The 12,678-nt window shown below is 67.4% G+C and carries 18 protein-coding genes; 12 read left to right on the top strand and 6 right to left on the bottom strand.

What is annotated here, in order from left to right:
* Positions 1 to 2 precede the first annotated feature (2 nt).
* Genes B9N75_RS08475 through B9N75_RS08490 form a run of 4 tightly spaced genes read right to left on the bottom strand, consistent with a single transcriptional unit; the run spans position 3 to position 4,358 of the window.
* Positions 3 to 818, bottom strand: a complete 816-nt coding sequence (locus B9N75_RS08475) for an enoyl-CoA hydratase family protein (protein ID WP_085218400.1) — start codon at positions 816 to 818, stop codon at positions 3 to 5.
* A complete protein-coding gene (locus B9N75_RS08480) occupies positions 815 to 1,297 on the bottom strand; it encodes a MarR family winged helix-turn-helix transcriptional regulator (protein WP_085218401.1) in 483 nt (160 codons plus the stop codon). Before B9N75_RS08480 ends, B9N75_RS08475 begins: the two co-directional genes overlap by 4 nt.
* The gene (locus B9N75_RS08485; RefSeq protein WP_085218402.1) at positions 1,294 to 2,049 is read right to left on the bottom strand and encodes an SDR family NAD(P)-dependent oxidoreductase; all 756 of its coding nucleotides are present in this window, start codon (positions 2,047 to 2,049) and stop codon (positions 1,294 to 1,296) included. Before B9N75_RS08485 ends, B9N75_RS08480 begins: the two co-directional genes overlap by 4 nt.
* On the bottom strand, positions 2,049 to 4,358 hold the full coding sequence (locus B9N75_RS08490; RefSeq protein ID WP_085218403.1) for a bifunctional salicylyl-CoA 5-hydroxylase/oxidoreductase: 2,310 nt from the start codon (positions 4,356 to 4,358) through the stop codon (positions 2,049 to 2,051). Before B9N75_RS08490 ends, B9N75_RS08485 begins: the two co-directional genes overlap by 1 nt.
* A 307-nt stretch (positions 4,359 to 4,665) precedes the next feature.
* Between B9N75_RS08490 and B9N75_RS08495 the strand changes: the two genes are divergently transcribed.
* Positions 4,666 to 5,376 (top strand): TetR/AcrR family transcriptional regulator, encoded by a 711-nt coding sequence (locus tag B9N75_RS08495; protein ID WP_244552303.1) that lies wholly within the window; start codon positions 4,666 to 4,668, stop codon positions 5,374 to 5,376.
* Positions 5,377 to 5,386: 10 nt separating this feature from the next.
* Here the strand turns inward: B9N75_RS08495 and B9N75_RS08500 are convergent, their stop codons facing one another.
* Positions 5,387 to 5,845, bottom strand: coding sequence for a YbaK/EbsC family protein (locus B9N75_RS08500; RefSeq protein ID WP_085218404.1), 459 nt, complete (start codon positions 5,843 to 5,845; stop codon positions 5,387 to 5,389).
* A 90-nt stretch (positions 5,846 to 5,935) separates the two neighbouring features.
* Here B9N75_RS08500 and B9N75_RS08505 point away from each other — a divergent pair, with 90 nt between their 5' ends.
* Positions 5,936 to 6,562, top strand: a complete 627-nt coding sequence (locus B9N75_RS08505; protein WP_172840853.1) for a hypothetical protein — start codon at positions 5,936 to 5,938, stop codon at positions 6,560 to 6,562.
* Positions 6,559 to 6,786 (top strand): DUF2188 domain-containing protein, encoded by a 228-nt coding sequence (locus B9N75_RS14210; RefSeq protein WP_172840854.1) that lies wholly within the window; start codon positions 6,559 to 6,561, stop codon positions 6,784 to 6,786. Before B9N75_RS08505 ends, B9N75_RS14210 begins: the two co-directional genes overlap by 4 nt.
* 9 nt (positions 6,787 to 6,795) lie before the next feature.
* Here B9N75_RS14210 and B9N75_RS08510 read toward each other — a convergent pair whose 3' ends face one another.
* On the bottom strand, positions 6,796 to 7,017 hold the full coding sequence (locus tag B9N75_RS08510) for a hypothetical protein (protein ID WP_085218405.1): 222 nt from the start codon (positions 7,015 to 7,017) through the stop codon (positions 6,796 to 6,798).
* Between the two features lie 201 nt (positions 7,018 to 7,218).
* Between B9N75_RS08510 and B9N75_RS08515 the strand changes: the two genes are divergently transcribed.
* Genes B9N75_RS08515 through B9N75_RS08550 form a run of 9 tightly spaced genes read left to right on the top strand, consistent with a single transcriptional unit; the run spans position 7,219 to position 12,645 of the window.
* A complete protein-coding gene (locus tag B9N75_RS08515) occupies positions 7,219 to 7,878 on the top strand; it encodes a DUF4893 domain-containing protein (protein WP_172840855.1) in 660 nt (219 codons plus the stop codon).
* 15 nt (positions 7,879 to 7,893) lie between these two features.
* Positions 7,894 to 8,388 carry a hypothetical protein gene (locus tag B9N75_RS13990; protein ID WP_157123755.1) on the top strand — a complete coding sequence of 165 codons (495 nt, stop codon included), beginning with the start codon at positions 7,894 to 7,896 and terminating at the stop codon, positions 8,386 to 8,388.
* Positions 8,389 to 8,399: 11 nt separating this feature from the next.
* A complete protein-coding gene (locus tag B9N75_RS08520) occupies positions 8,400 to 8,777 on the top strand; it encodes a ribose-phosphate pyrophosphokinase (RefSeq protein ID WP_244552304.1) in 378 nt (125 codons plus the stop codon).
* Positions 8,778 to 8,832: 55 nt separating this feature from the next.
* Positions 8,833 to 9,432: a hypothetical protein gene (locus tag B9N75_RS08525; protein WP_085218407.1), complete on the top strand. Its 600-nt coding sequence runs from the start codon at positions 8,833 to 8,835 to the stop codon at positions 9,430 to 9,432.
* Positions 9,433 to 9,490: 58 nt separating this feature from the next.
* Positions 9,491 to 10,603 carry an RluA family pseudouridine synthase gene (locus B9N75_RS08530; protein ID WP_085218408.1) on the top strand — a complete coding sequence of 371 codons (1,113 nt, stop codon included), beginning with the start codon at positions 9,491 to 9,493 and terminating at the stop codon, positions 10,601 to 10,603.
* On the top strand, positions 10,600 to 11,070 hold the full coding sequence (locus B9N75_RS08535) for a hypothetical protein (RefSeq protein ID WP_157123756.1): 471 nt from the start codon (positions 10,600 to 10,602) through the stop codon (positions 11,068 to 11,070). Before B9N75_RS08530 ends, B9N75_RS08535 begins: the two co-directional genes overlap by 4 nt.
* Positions 11,067 to 11,726, top strand: coding sequence for an HAD-IA family hydrolase (locus B9N75_RS08540; RefSeq protein WP_085219501.1), 660 nt, complete (start codon positions 11,067 to 11,069; stop codon positions 11,724 to 11,726). Before B9N75_RS08535 ends, B9N75_RS08540 begins: the two co-directional genes overlap by 4 nt.
* The gene (locus B9N75_RS08545; protein ID WP_085218410.1) at positions 11,723 to 11,956 is read left to right on the top strand and encodes a hypothetical protein; all 234 of its coding nucleotides are present in this window, start codon (positions 11,723 to 11,725) and stop codon (positions 11,954 to 11,956) included. The genes B9N75_RS08540 and B9N75_RS08545 overlap by 4 nt, the downstream gene beginning before the upstream one ends.
* On the top strand, positions 11,953 to 12,645 hold the full coding sequence (locus B9N75_RS08550) for an ATP12 family chaperone protein (protein WP_085218411.1): 693 nt from the start codon (positions 11,953 to 11,955) through the stop codon (positions 12,643 to 12,645). Before B9N75_RS08545 ends, B9N75_RS08550 begins: the two co-directional genes overlap by 4 nt.
* Positions 12,646 to 12,678 lie beyond the last annotated feature (33 nt).

A 12,678-nucleotide genomic window follows, 5' to 3' on the forward strand; every position in this document is an offset into this window, starting at 1 on the left:
TCTCAATTCCCCTCGAACACGGGCTGCTGCTTGGCGACGAAGGCGTCGTAGGCGCGGCGGAAATCCTCGGTCTTCATGCAGATCGCCTGCGCCTGTGCCTCCATCTCGATCGCGGTCTCGAGGCTGACGTTCCATTCCATGTTGAGCTGCGTCTTGGTGATGCCGTGCGCGAAGGTCGGCCCTTCGACGAGCGAACGGGCGAAGGCCTGCGCCTCATCGAGCAGGGTATCGGGCTCGACGATGCGGTTGTGGAAACCCCAGCGCTCGCCTTCCTCGGCGCCGAGTGCGCGGCCGGAGAACAGCAGGTCCGACGCGCGGCCCTGGCCGATGATGCGCGGCAGGATCGCGCAGGCACCCATGTCGCAGCCGGCGAGGCCGACGCGGGTGAAGAGGAATGCGGTCTTGGCGCGCGGCGTCGCGATGCGATAATCGGCGCACATCGCGATGATCGCGCCGGCGCCCGCACACACCCCGTCGATCGCCGCGATCACCGGCTGCGGGCAGCCGCGGATCGCCTTCACCAGATCGCCCGTCATCCGCGTGAAATCGAGCAGCTCGGGCATCGTCATCCGGGTCAGCGGGCCGATGATGTCGTGGACGTTGCCGCCCGAACAGAAATTGCCCTCGGCACCGGTAATCACCACCGCCTTCACGTCCGACGCATAGACCAATGCGCGGAAGGTATCGCGCAGCTCGGCATAGCTTTCGAAGGTCAGCGGGTTCTTCTGCGACGGCTTGTCGATGGTGACGATGGCGACGCCGGCCTCGAACGCCCAGCGGAAATGGACGGGCGCGAAGCCCGCCGGATCGAATGTCATGCCCTGTTCCTCTCGACGGATGCGCGCAGGCGGTGAAGGCCGTCCAGCAGCGCATCGGTATCGGCGTCGCTGAGATCGGCGAGATAGGTTTCGATCCACGCTTCGTGCGCCGCCGCCATCTCGCGGAACGCGGCGCGGCCGGCGGGGGTGAGGCGGACGGTGGCGCTGCGCCGATCGGTCTCGCTCGCGGTGCGCTCGACCAGCCCGTCCTCGATCAGCCGCGCGACGATGGTGGTGACGTTGCCGCCGGAGACGAGCAGCAGCCGGGTCAGTTCGCCCATCGTCAGCCCGTCCGGCGCCCGGTCGAGCGTCGCGAGCGCGTCGAAGCGGGGGAGGGTGGTCTCATATTCGTCGATCAGCCGCTGGCGAACGCGCTTCTCGATCACCGTCGCGCAGGAGAGGAGGCGGAGCCACAGCCGCAGCGGGCGCTTGGCATCGGGCGCGCCGCCGTGCTTCTCGATCGCCGCGGAGGTGCTCACATCACTTCCCCGCCCGCGACCGCGATCGCCTGGCCGGTGACCGAGCGCGCGGCATCCGAGACGAGATAGAGGACGGCGGCGGCGACTTCCTCCGGGTCGATCAGACGCTTCTGCGGGTTGGAGGCGGTGAGGCTGGCGCGCGCATCGGCTTCGCTGCGGCCGGTCTTTTCGACGATCCGCGCGATGGATTCGCGGACGATCTCGGTGTCGGCATAGCCGGGGCAGACCGCATTGACGGTAATGCCGGTTCCGGCCAGCTCCAGCGCGAGCGAGCGGGTGAGGCCGAGCAGCGCGTGCTTGCTGGCGGCATAGGCGCTGACATAGGCATAGCCCTTGAGCGCGGCAGTGCTGGCGACGTTGACGATGCGCGCCGACGGCATCGCCTTCATCGGATCGAGCGTAGCGCGGATCGCATGGACCGCGCCCATCAGATTGACGTCGATCACCTGGCGCCAGTCGGCATCGCTGGACTTTGCGAACGGCGCGGCGGGGGCGATGCCGGCATTGTTGACGAGGATGCCGACCGGGCCGGAGGCGTCGGCGACTTCGGCGAAGCCGCGGGCGACGTCCGCGGCATCCGCAATGTCGCACGGCACCGCCTTGGCGCCGATCTCGTCCGCCGCCGATGCCAGGCGCTCCGCGTTGCGGCCCATGATCGTGACAGGATGGCCGGCCGCAACGAGCGCGCGGGCGATGGCGAGGCCGATGCCGCTGCCGCCCCCCGTCACCACCGCATGAAGCCTGTCCGCCATCAGACCAGCATCGCCATTTGTGCGGCGCGCTCAAGGTTCGTCGTGAGCTGGCGGAAGCCGGCATCATAAGGTGGCGGCACGGGGGCGCCGTCGAACTTCTGCTCCGCGGCAGCGCGCAGCGTCCATTGCGGATCGATGAGGTGCGGCCGGGCGATGGCGCAGAGATCCGCGCGGCCCGCGGCGAGGATCGAGTTGACGTGGTCGACCTCGTAGATGTTGCCCACCGCCATCGTCGCGCAGCCCAATGTGTTGCGGATGAGATCGGAGAAGGGCGTCTGGAACATGCGGCCGTAGACCGGCTTCTGCTCGCTCGACACCTGCCCGGCGGAGACGTCGATCAGGTCGACGCCTGCGTCGATGAAGGCCCGGCTGATCTCGACGGCTTCGTCCGGGGTCACGCCTTCCTCGCCCACCCAGTCGTGCGCCGAAATGCGCACGGACATCGGCCTGTCCGCCGGCCAGGCGTCGCGCATCGCGCGGAAAACTTCGAGCGGATAGCGGAGGCGATTTTCGAGGCTGCCGCCATATTCGTCGGTGCGCTTGTTCTGCACCGGGCTGATGAAGCCGGAGAGCAGATAGCCGTGTGCGCAATGCAGCTCGATCATCGCGAAACCGGCATCGACCGCGCGGCGCGTAGCGGCGACGAACTGGTCGCGCACCGCGTCCATGTCGGCGCGCGTCATCGGCCGTGGCGTCGCGTTGCCGCCGCTCCATGCGACGTCGGACGGGGCGATGAGATCCCAATTCCCGGCTTCCAGCGGCTCGTCCATGCCCTCCCAGCCGATGCGGGTGGAGCCCTTGGTGCCCGAATGGCCGAGCTGCAGGCACATCGCCGCGCCGGCCTGGCCCTGGACGAAATCGACGATCGGCTTCCAGGCCGCGGTCTGCGCGTCGTTCCACAGGCCGGGGCAGCCCGGGGTGATCCGGCCCTCGGGCGAGACGCAGGTCATCTCGGTATAGACGAGCCCCGCCCCGCCCAGCGCGCGTGCGCCGTAATGGACCATGTGGAAATTGTCCGGCATCCCGTCCTTCGCCGAATAGGTCGCCATCGGCGAGACGACGATGCGGTTGCGCAGCGTCACGTTGCGCAGGGTGAACGGGGTGAACATCGGCGGGACCGGCGTGTCGCCCTCCACGCCTGCGCGCTCCGCGAACCAGCGTTCGAGTCCCGCCAGCCATTCGGGATCTCGCAGCCGCAGATTCTCGTGGCTGACGCGCTGGCTGCGAGTGAGCAGCGAATAAGCGAACTGGATCGGCTCGAACGGCAAATAGCGTTCCATCGTCTCGAACCAGTCGGTCGAGTTGCGCGCCGCGCTCTGGAGCTTGAGCACTTCGACCTGGCGGACCTCGCGATACTGGGCGAGGCCCTCGGCGAGCGGGCGGCTGCCGTCGCTCAACACTTCGGCCAGCTTGATCGCATCCTCGAGCGCCAGCTTGGTGCCCGAGCCGATCGAGAAATGCGCGGTGTGCGCGGCGTCGCCGAGCAGGATGATGTTGCGGTAATGCCATTGGTGGCAGATGACGCGCGGGAAGCTGATCCATGCCGAGCCGCGGATATGCTTCGCATTGCTCATCAGCGCATGGCCGCCGAGCCATTCGGCAAAGATGTCCTCGCACACGCGGCAAGTCTCGTCCTGGCTCATCTCGGCGAACCCGAACCGCTCGTAGGTCTCGGGCGCACATTCGACGATGAAGGTCGAGCAATCTGGCGAGAATTGATAGGCGTGCGCCCAGATCCAACCGTGCTCGGTCTTGCGGAACAGGAATTTGAAGGCGTCGAACCGCTGGTTGGTGCCGAGCCAGATGAAGCGGTTGCGGCGCAGCTCGACATCGGCCTGAAACTCTTCCGCATAGCGCTGGCGGAAGCGGCTGTTGAGGCCGTCGGATGCGATGACGAGATCGAAGGGCGCGAGCAGCTCGGATTCCGGATCGGGATCGACCTCGACGCCGTAGCGCAGCTCGACGCCCAGTTCGCGTGCACGCTCCTGCAGGATGTTGAGCAGCCGTTTGCGGCCGATGCCGATGAAGCCGTGGCCGCCGGACGTATTCTTGCTGCGGCTGATGCCGTCGTCGATCTCGACGTCGATATCGTCCCAATGCGCCAGCTCGTCGGTCATCGCCTGCGCGCTCTGCGGATCGACCGCCTGGAGATTCTCCATCGTCTGATCGGAGAAGACGACGCCCCAGCCGAACGTGTCGTCGGGCTGATTGCGCTCGAGCACGAAGATCTCGTGGCTCGGATCCTTGAGCTTCATCGCGATCGCGAAATAGAGTCCGGCCGGTCCACCGCCGACGCATGCAATGCGCATATCCACAGCCTCATAAACTTTAAGTTTGAAATATCATCGGGGATGGGAGGGGCGTTGTCAAGGCGCGGCTACGGACGGCTGTCCTCTGTCGTAGCTGCTTGGATGCCTCGCGCCGACTCTTAGCCGTCACCCTGAACTTGTTTCAGGGTCCATGTTGGAGACGGTCGCGATCGTCATGGACATGGATGCTGAAACGAGTTCAGCATGACGGGCGGAGAGGGCAAGAGCCCGCCGAGTTGACCCTATCGTCCCCATAATGCATGATTTTTCGGACAAGCCGTAAAAGCGGCGTCAACGGGGAAGAGGATTGACCAAGGAAGGCGCCGAGCGCCCGCAGACCTATTCGAGTCCCGCAATTCGCGCCCGGCGCGACCGGATTTTGGATGAAACGCGCAAGATGATCGCCGAGGGCGGCGTCGATGCGCTCAGCATGAACGAAATCGGCCGGCGTGCGGGCGTCGCCAAGCGCACGCTCTACAATGCCTTCCAGACGCGCGAGCGGATGATCGCCGCGGCGATCGAGGAATATTTCGACGATTATGTCGCGCGCATCCCGTTCCGGGCGGCGCCGGGCACCCTGATGTACAATCTCGAGCGGATCATCTCGTTCAACCAGCACAATCTCAAGATCCGCAACTATGTCCGCGCGATCATGGCCTCCTATTTCAGCGGCGGCGCGGATTCGGATATCGCCTCGACGATGCACACTGTCGCGATGCGGGCGAACCGGACGTGGCTGAAGACGGTCGAGGCGGAGGGCGATCTGCAGCCCTGGATCGATCTCGACGATCTGGTCGGCGATATCGTGCGGTTCGAGTTCGCGACGCTGAGCGACTGGGCGAATTACCGGCTGACCAGCGATGCGCTCGTTCCCCGATCCGTGATGGGCTATCTCGCGCTTGCCGCCGGGGCGACGCGCGGGGCTGCGCGCGCGGAAATCGAGGCGATGTTGAAATCGGTGGGCGAGGAGGGCGTGCCCGCACTGCCCCGCCCCGGCCGGATGCGCGCCGCGGCCTGACCGGCGCCGCCTATTGGCAGACGTCCACCCATTCGGCGCCGACCAGCTCGGCGAGCCGATCGGGCGCGATACGGACCGAACTCGTCCGCGATCCTGCTGCCGGATAGACCGTGTCGAATGCCATCAGCGACACGTCGCAATAGATTGGCAGCGGCGCGGCGAGGCCGAACGGGCAAACGCCGCCGACGGGGTGGCCGGTGAGCGCGGCGACTTCCTCCGCCGCCAGCATCCGCGGCCGCCCGCCGAGCGCATCCTTGGTCTTGCGGTTGTCGAGCCGTGCATCGCCGCGTGCAACGACGAGCAGCACGCGGCCGTCGACCCGCAGCGACAGCGTCTTGGCGATGCGGCCGGGCTCGACGCCCAGCGCCTCCGCCGCCTCCGCCACCGTCGCGGTGCTCTTGCCCTGGTCGATAATCTCGATGTCCGGCGCGTGGGCCGCCAGATAGTCGCGTACCGATTGTTCGCTCATGCCGTGCGTTTAGCGCAGGCCACCGGTCACGCCACCCCTTGCGGACGACACAGGCACGCATAGAGTGGCCGCGGATGGGAGGGACGCGGCATGATCGCGGCATTGCTCGGCTGGATGATCGCCGCGACGGGGCCGGAGGGTCTGTATCTGCTGTCGAAACCGGAAACCGCGTCGGCGATCGAGCTTCGCGCCGACGGCCGGTTCCGCTGGATGTTCACGCAGGGCGCGCTCGATCTCGATGCGGTGGGACGGTGGCGCGCCGATGGCGATCGGATCGTGCTCGACAGCGATCCGAAGCCCATCCCGCCGCGCTTCGAGATCGAAGGCCGCGCGCCGGGGGAGTCAGGCATCATCGCAGTGCGCGTAGTCCACACCGACGGCGAACCGATCGACGGGGTCGATGTCGCGATCCGCTATGCGTCGGGCGATCCCGACATCGGCTACACCAACGACGGCGGCGTCGCGCGCTTCACACCCGAGGCGGGGCGGACGCCGACGGGAATCGCGGTGACCATCGGTATGTTCGGCTTGGCGCCGCGCGAATTCGCCGAAGTGCCGGTGGCGGGCGAGGTGATCACGATCCGGCTTCACCCCAACGATCTCGGCACGGAGACTTTCGAGGCTTTGCCCGTTCAGAGGTCCGGCGACGCGCTGGAGCTGGAATGGCGCGGCGAGACCTTGCGCTACGCGCGCGATGCGGAGGAGACGGGAGAATGAGCGGACGCAATTTCTGGGCGGCGCAGGACGGCGACGGCTGGGTGGTGCGGGAAGAAGGCCTGCCCGACAAGACGACCCGCCACGACAGCCGTGAGGACGCATGGCGGATCGCCAACGAGCGCGCAGCGGAGTGCGAGGGTGAAGCGTTTCTGGAAGGTGCGGACGGCGGCGTCGAAGATCGGGTGTGGCACGGCAAGCAGCCGCGCGACATCAACCCGCTCTGACAACTGCGATCAGATAATACCGCCGCCCAGCGACAGTCTGACCGCACCGATCAGAAACACAACTAGGTTGAGGTTACGGCCGGTGTTGCGCGACGACATAGCTCCAAGCGCCACCCCGACGGCAGCAATCGGAAGCACCAGCCAGTTCACCAAGCCAAGAAACGGAATGAAGGCCGGAATCGCGAGCAGCAGCGCGATGAGGCCGACGATGATCGAGGCGATGTTCAACATGCCGCCAAGATGGTGGGATTGTTCTCGCCGCGCAAGAGAGCGCGCGAACAAGCGATGTTCGGCCTGCTTTTCGAACCGCTGGACTGGTAAACGAATTATTAACCTTGTGGGCGGAACGTGCGCGCTATCCCAGTAAAAACCGCAAGTCGCACCGCCATCAGAGGAACAGAAATGGCCCCCCGCATCACCCGTTGGTTGGCCATGATCGGCCTCGCGGCGATCGTGTCCGGCTGCGCGCATCGGCCGAGGGCGGATGCGCCGGCGCCGGTCGTCGAGGTCGAAGATACCGAGGCGGCGCCCGAATGGCGCGTCGTGGCGCGCGCGAATGACGAAACGCGGATCGACGGCATCGCGGACGCATGGCGCCGCGGCCTCGACGAGGCGAGCCGAACGCGCGGCTTCCGTGGGCTGATCGCGGCGGAAGGCGCGCTGCTCGATCCCGGCGCCGCGCTGCCGCGTCCGGCGCCGCCGCCGGGCCCTTATCAATGCCGCGTCATCAAGCTCGGCACCGCCGGGCGGAGCGGCCCGCCGTTCGTCGCCTACAAACCCTTCTTCTGCTACGTCGAGGCGGAAGGACCGCTGCTCACCATCGTCAAGCAAACCGGATCGCAGCGCCCCGCCGGCCGCCTCTATCCCGACAGCGACGAAAACCGCCTGGTCTTCCTCGGCACGCTCGCGCTCGGCAATGAGGACGCGCCCTTGCCTTATGGCGAGGATCAGGATCGCGACATGGCGGGCGTCGTCGAGCGGGTCGCGCCGTTCCGCTGGCGGCTCGTCATCCCATTTCCACGCCGCGAATCCACGCTCGACGTGTTCGAATTGGTCCCCGTCACCGAATCGGCTAGACCGGCCGCGGGCTGATCGGGAGTCGGAACGATGAAGGTGGGATTGGGGCTGGTCGCGGCGGCATTGCTGCTGGCGGGTTGCGAGGCGAAGATCGGCAAGGATGCCGAGAACGCGAAGGCGGACGCATCGGCGGAAGCTGGCGAGGGCAGCTTCTCGGTCGACGTGCCGGGCTTCCAGATGAAGGTCGCCATCCCGGAGAATATCCGCAACAATACGACGTTCAGCGACGATGGCGGCCTGCTCTACCCGGGCGCCGCGGTGAAGGGCGTCAACATCCAGGCGCGCGTCGATGCGAACAAGGGCGTGCAGATCAACTTTTCGACCTCGGACGGGCCGGAGGCAGTGAACGCCTGGTATCGCGATCCTGCGCGCGACAAATATGCGATCGTCTCGGACAGGAGCGAGGGCGGATCGACGGTGATCGAAGCCGCGGAAAAGGCCGGCAACGACCTCTACACCATCCGCCTCACGCCGCGCCCCTCGGGCGGCACCGACGGCGCGATCCACATCCGCGACAAGGGCTGAAGCGCGGCGACGTGAACGCGCTGGCCGATCCGGAGGAGGTGCGCGCGCATCTGATCGGGGCGGCGAGCGCGGGCGTCGCGCTCACCTATTCCGAGATTCTGGAACGGCTCGGTTACAGTTTCTCGCGCCCCAAGATGCGCGCGCTGTGCGCCGTGCTGGGCGAGGTCGATCGCGATGCCGGGGCGCGCGGCGAGCCGGAGCTTGCCGTGCTCGTCGTCCGGCAGAGCGACGGCATTCCGGGGCAAGGCTGGTGGGTGGCGGGCGGCGCGCGTGCGCATGGCTACGACGGGCCGTGGGAAGGGCCGGAGGCGGCCGCGTTCGTCGCCACTATCCAGTCGGCAACCTTCGCTTACTGGCAGTCCCCGGACGGGACAGTCGCCGAAAGCTGATCCGTTAACCATCTCCGCTCACGCATGGGCGCGGATTTTCGGGCATGATGGCGGCATGAAGAAGCCCACTCTCGCCCTGTTCGCCGCCGCGCTCGCGCTCGGCGCCTGCTCGAAGACGCCGGCGGACGATCTGTCCGCGCTCGACAACAGCATCGTTGGCAACGACGCCGATCCTGCGCTCACCAGCGCCCTGGAGGACCAGATCACGGTCGATCCGGCGCTCACCCAGCAGTCGAACCGCAATGCGGTGCGGCGGACGCCGGGGCCGGTGCAGGCGCAATATCCGCCGGGCGCGTCGGGGATGAACGCGCTCGTCGGCCCGGGCGGCGCGTGCGAGAAGCTCGATTACAACAATGACTGGGCGGGCAAACTCCCGCCGGCCTTCGCGGGCGTCTACAATGGCGGAAAGATCACCGAGGCGGCGGGCAGCGATGCGCCGGGCTGCGGCATGCGCGTCGTCACCTATACGGTCGCCGCGGCGGCGCAGCCGGTGATCGATTGGTATCGCGACCGCGCGGTCAAGGCCGGTTACAGCGCCGAGCAGCAGCAGCGCGAGGGCGATCAGATCCTCGCCGGCGTCAACGGCGATGCGGTCTATTTCCTGATCGTGACGCCCAAGCAGGCCGGCTCGGAAGTCGCGCTGATCGCACGCTGAGCTTTCACGCACCGCGATCGGGCTAGCGCGCCGCGCCGCGCGGCCCTACATCGCCGTCATGCCCAAGTTCGCTCCGCCGGCCGCCAGCGATGCGGTGCGCCAGTTCACCGTGTCGAGCGAGGATGATGGCATCCGGCTCGACCGCTGGTTCAAGCGCAACCTCGCCGATGCCAGCTTCAACGTCGTGTCGCGTTGGGCGCGGACCGGGCAGCTTCGCGTCGACGGCAAGCGCGCCGCGCCGGGCGACCGGATCGAGGCGGGCCAGATCATCCGCGTTCCCCCCGCCGAACCGCCCGCGCCCGAGACGCGCCCCAAGAAGCCCGAGCGCAAGCGGCTCAGTGAGGATGAAATCGCCTTCGTCAACGAGATGGTGATTCACCGCGACACCGCTGCGATCGTCGTCAACAAGCCGCCGGGCCTTGCGACGCAGGGCGGCACCAAGACCAACGTCCACCTCGATGGCCTGCTCGACGGATTGGCGGGCGAGGACGATGCGCGGCCAAAGCTGGTCCACCGGCTCGACAAGGACACCTCCGGCGCGCTTCTCGTCGCGCGCACGCCGCGCGCCGCCGCGGCTTTCTCGAAGAGCTTTTCCAGCCGCACCGCGCGCAAGGTTTATTGGGCGCTGGTCGTCGGCATACCCGATCTCAAGGACGGGATGATCGATCTGCCGATCGGCAAGCAGCCGGGCACCGGCGGCGAAAAGATGTATGTCGACGAGGCGGAGGGCCTGCCCTCGCGCACGCGCTTCCGGCTAATCGAACGCGCGGGCAATCGCGCCGCCTGGGTCGAGCTGCAACCGTTCACCGGCCGCACCCATCAGCTCCGCGTCCATATGGCGGCGATCGGGCACCCGATCGTCGGCGACGGCAAATATGGCGGGCAGGACGCGTTCCTCACCGGCAGCATCAGCCGCAAGCTCCACCTCCACGCGCGGCGCCTCAGGATCGACCATCCCGACGGCGGCCGGATCGACGTGACGGCCGAGCCGCCGCAGCATTTCGCCGAGACGCTCGCGGGGCTAGGCTTCGACTTGGCCGACGGCGATCTGCCGATCGACGAGATCAAGGCGTCCGAGACCCCCGAAGGCAAGCGCCGCGCCGCCGCCCACGCCGCCAAGGACCGCCGCAAGGAGCGCCGCGGCGAACGGCGCGGACGAGGGAAGAAGTGAGCCCAACGCCGCCCAATGCTCAATCGGTCATGAAGCGACGCGTACTGCCGATTGCGGGCACGGCGATCAAAGCGGCGCTCTTTCTGGTCGGTCTCTTCACGGTGGCTCAATACGCGCTTTTCTGGTTGATCGGCGTTTCGGCTTCGACCGGAGTACTCAAACGATTGCCGTCTCCCGACGGTGCGCTGACGGCCTATCTGTTGCAGAAGAACCCGGGCGCCATGAGCTCGTACGTCTACGTGGTCGTCTTAACTCCCGCCGGGCAAGGGCATGGCGACGGTCGCACTCTCATTTCGGGGGCCCGTCTAGAGGGGCTCGATTTTCGCTGGACGGATGCCCGGAGTTTGGCGGTCAAGGTGCCGTGCGGATTATATTCCGATGCCACCAACTTCTTCGGCGACGGAAGCCGTGACCTTTGGGTGAAGGTGGAGTTCGATGTTCCCAAATGTTCGTTGAGGATGCCGTGAACCGCCTCGCGCTTTTCGATTGTGACGGGACATTGGTCGACAGTCAGGCGAACATCTGCCTGGCGATGGAGGTGTGCTTCGATGCGGCGGGGCTTCCTGCGCCGAGCCGTGAACGGACGCGGAGCGTGGTGGGGCTGAGCCTCGTCGAGGCGATGCGGGTGATGCTGCCGGATGCGGACGGCGGTACGCATGTCAAGATTGCGGAAGGCTACAAGCGCGCCTTCCACGGCCTGCGCGGAAAGGGGCTAGTGGACGAACCGCTCTACGAGGGCATCGCCGAACTGATCGACGCGCTGGACGCGGACGGCTGGCTGCTCGGCGTTGCGACCGGCAAGTCCGATCGCGGGCTCGATCTCTGCCTCGGCCATCATGGCCTCCGTCATCGCTTCGTCACGCTCCAGACCGCCGACCGCCATCCGTCCAAGCCGCATCCGTCGATGATCGAACAGGCGATGGCCGACGCGGGCGCCGCGCCGGAGACGACGGTGATGATCGGTGACACCAGCTACGACATGGCGATGGCGCGTGCCGCGGGGGCGACCGCCGCGGGGGTCGCCTGGGGCTATCATGGCGCGGACGCGTTGCTGGCGGCCGGCGCGCATTTTGTGGCGGACCGGCCCGCCGACCTCCTCGTTCGCATGAAGGCAATGGCATGAACGAACCGCTCGATCCGCGCGTCTGGCGCAACCGCTTCATCGCGATCAATCTGGTGCGGATCGGCGGCACAGCGATCGTGATCATCGGGCTGCTGCTGTGGCAGAGCGACGTCTTCGTGCAGGGCGGCTCGGCCAAATTCGGCTTTCCGATGGCGCTGATCGGCCTCGCGATCAGCTTCGCCGGGCCGCAGTGGCTGGTTCGGCGCTGGCGCACCCCGCCCGACGCATGAAGCGCTTCTACGAACGCGCCGAAGCCGTGCCTTCGGACGGCGCGCACGCGATCCATCTCGACGGCCGCCCCGTCCGGACGCCGGCGCGCGCACCGTTGCTGCTGCCGACGCGCGCGCTGGGCGATGCGGTGGCGGGCGAATGGCAGGCGCAGGGCGAGACGGTCGATCCGCGCAGCATGCCGCTCACCGGCCTTGCCAATGCCGCGATCGACCGCGTCGCGCCCGACCGGCAGGCATTCGCGGCCGGTCTTGCGCGCTACGGCGAGAGCGACCTGCTCTGCTATCGCGCGGACGGTCCGGAGACGCTCGTCCGGCGCCAGGCGGATGCGTGGGATCCGATTCTCGATTGGGCGCGCCGCCGCTACGACGTCGATCTCGCGGTGACGGCCGGCGTGGTGCATCGCGCGCAGCCGCCGGAGACGGTTGCGCGGCTCGCGAAGGCGGTGGCGGCCCGCGACGCCTTCGCGCTCGCCACGCTGTCGCCGCTGGTCACGGTGTCGGGATCGCTGCTGATCGCGCTGGCGCTGGCGGAAGGGGCGATCGACCTCGACACCGCGTGGGCGGCGGCGGCGCTCGACGAGCAATATCAGGCCGAACAATGGGGCGCCGACGCCGAGGCGGCCGCCGCGCTGGCTGCGCGCGAGGCGGAGTTCGCGGCGGGCAAGCGGATGCTGGATCTGCTGGGCTGAAATCGCACCCACACGCCGTCATGCTGAACTTGT

Source organism: Allosphingosinicella indica (assembly GCF_900177405.1).
Lineage (GTDB): Bacteria > Pseudomonadota > Alphaproteobacteria > Sphingomonadales > Sphingomonadaceae > Allosphingosinicella > Allosphingosinicella indica.

What these genes read in the sequence shown, in the direction of transcription:
- B9N75_RS08500 (WP_085218404.1), bottom strand. Translation starts at nt 5,845, where the DNA reads ATGAGCGAACAATCGGTACGCGACTATCTGGCGGCCCACGCGCCGGAC.
- B9N75_RS08515 (WP_172840855.1), top strand. Translation starts at nt 7,219, where the DNA reads ATGATCGGCCTCGCGGCGATCGTGTCCGGCTGCGCGCATCGGCCGAGG.
- B9N75_RS13990 (WP_157123755.1), top strand. Translation starts at nt 7,894, where the DNA reads ATGAAGGTGGGATTGGGGCTGGTCGCGGCGGCATTGCTGCTGGCGGGT.
- B9N75_RS08525 (WP_085218407.1), top strand. Translation starts at nt 8,833, where the DNA reads ATGAAGAAGCCCACTCTCGCCCTGTTCGCCGCCGCGCTCGCGCTCGGC.
- B9N75_RS08505 (WP_172840853.1), top strand. Translation starts at nt 5,936, where the DNA reads ATGATCGCGGCATTGCTCGGCTGGATGATCGCCGCGACGGGGCCGGAG.
- B9N75_RS08545 (WP_085218410.1), top strand. Translation starts at nt 11,723, where the DNA reads ATGAACGAACCGCTCGATCCGCGCGTCTGGCGCAACCGCTTCATCGCG.
- B9N75_RS14210 (WP_172840854.1), top strand. Translation starts at nt 6,559, where the DNA reads ATGAGCGGACGCAATTTCTGGGCGGCGCAGGACGGCGACGGCTGGGTG.
- B9N75_RS08475 (WP_085218400.1), bottom strand. Translation starts at nt 818, where the DNA reads ATGACATTCGATCCGGCGGGCTTCGCGCCCGTCCATTTCCGCTGGGCG.
- B9N75_RS08550 (WP_085218411.1), top strand. Translation starts at nt 11,953, where the DNA reads ATGAAGCGCTTCTACGAACGCGCCGAAGCCGTGCCTTCGGACGGCGCG.
- B9N75_RS08490 (WP_085218403.1), bottom strand. Translation starts at nt 4,358, where the DNA reads ATGCGCATTGCATGCGTCGGCGGTGGACCGGCCGGACTCTATTTCGCG.
- B9N75_RS08485 (WP_085218402.1), bottom strand. Translation starts at nt 2,049, where the DNA reads ATGGCGGACAGGCTTCATGCGGTGGTGACGGGGGGCGGCAGCGGCATC.
- B9N75_RS08530 (WP_085218408.1), top strand. Translation starts at nt 9,491, where the DNA reads ATGCCCAAGTTCGCTCCGCCGGCCGCCAGCGATGCGGTGCGCCAGTTC.
- B9N75_RS08510 (WP_085218405.1), bottom strand. Translation starts at nt 7,017, where the DNA reads ATGTTGAACATCGCCTCGATCATCGTCGGCCTCATCGCGCTGCTGCTC.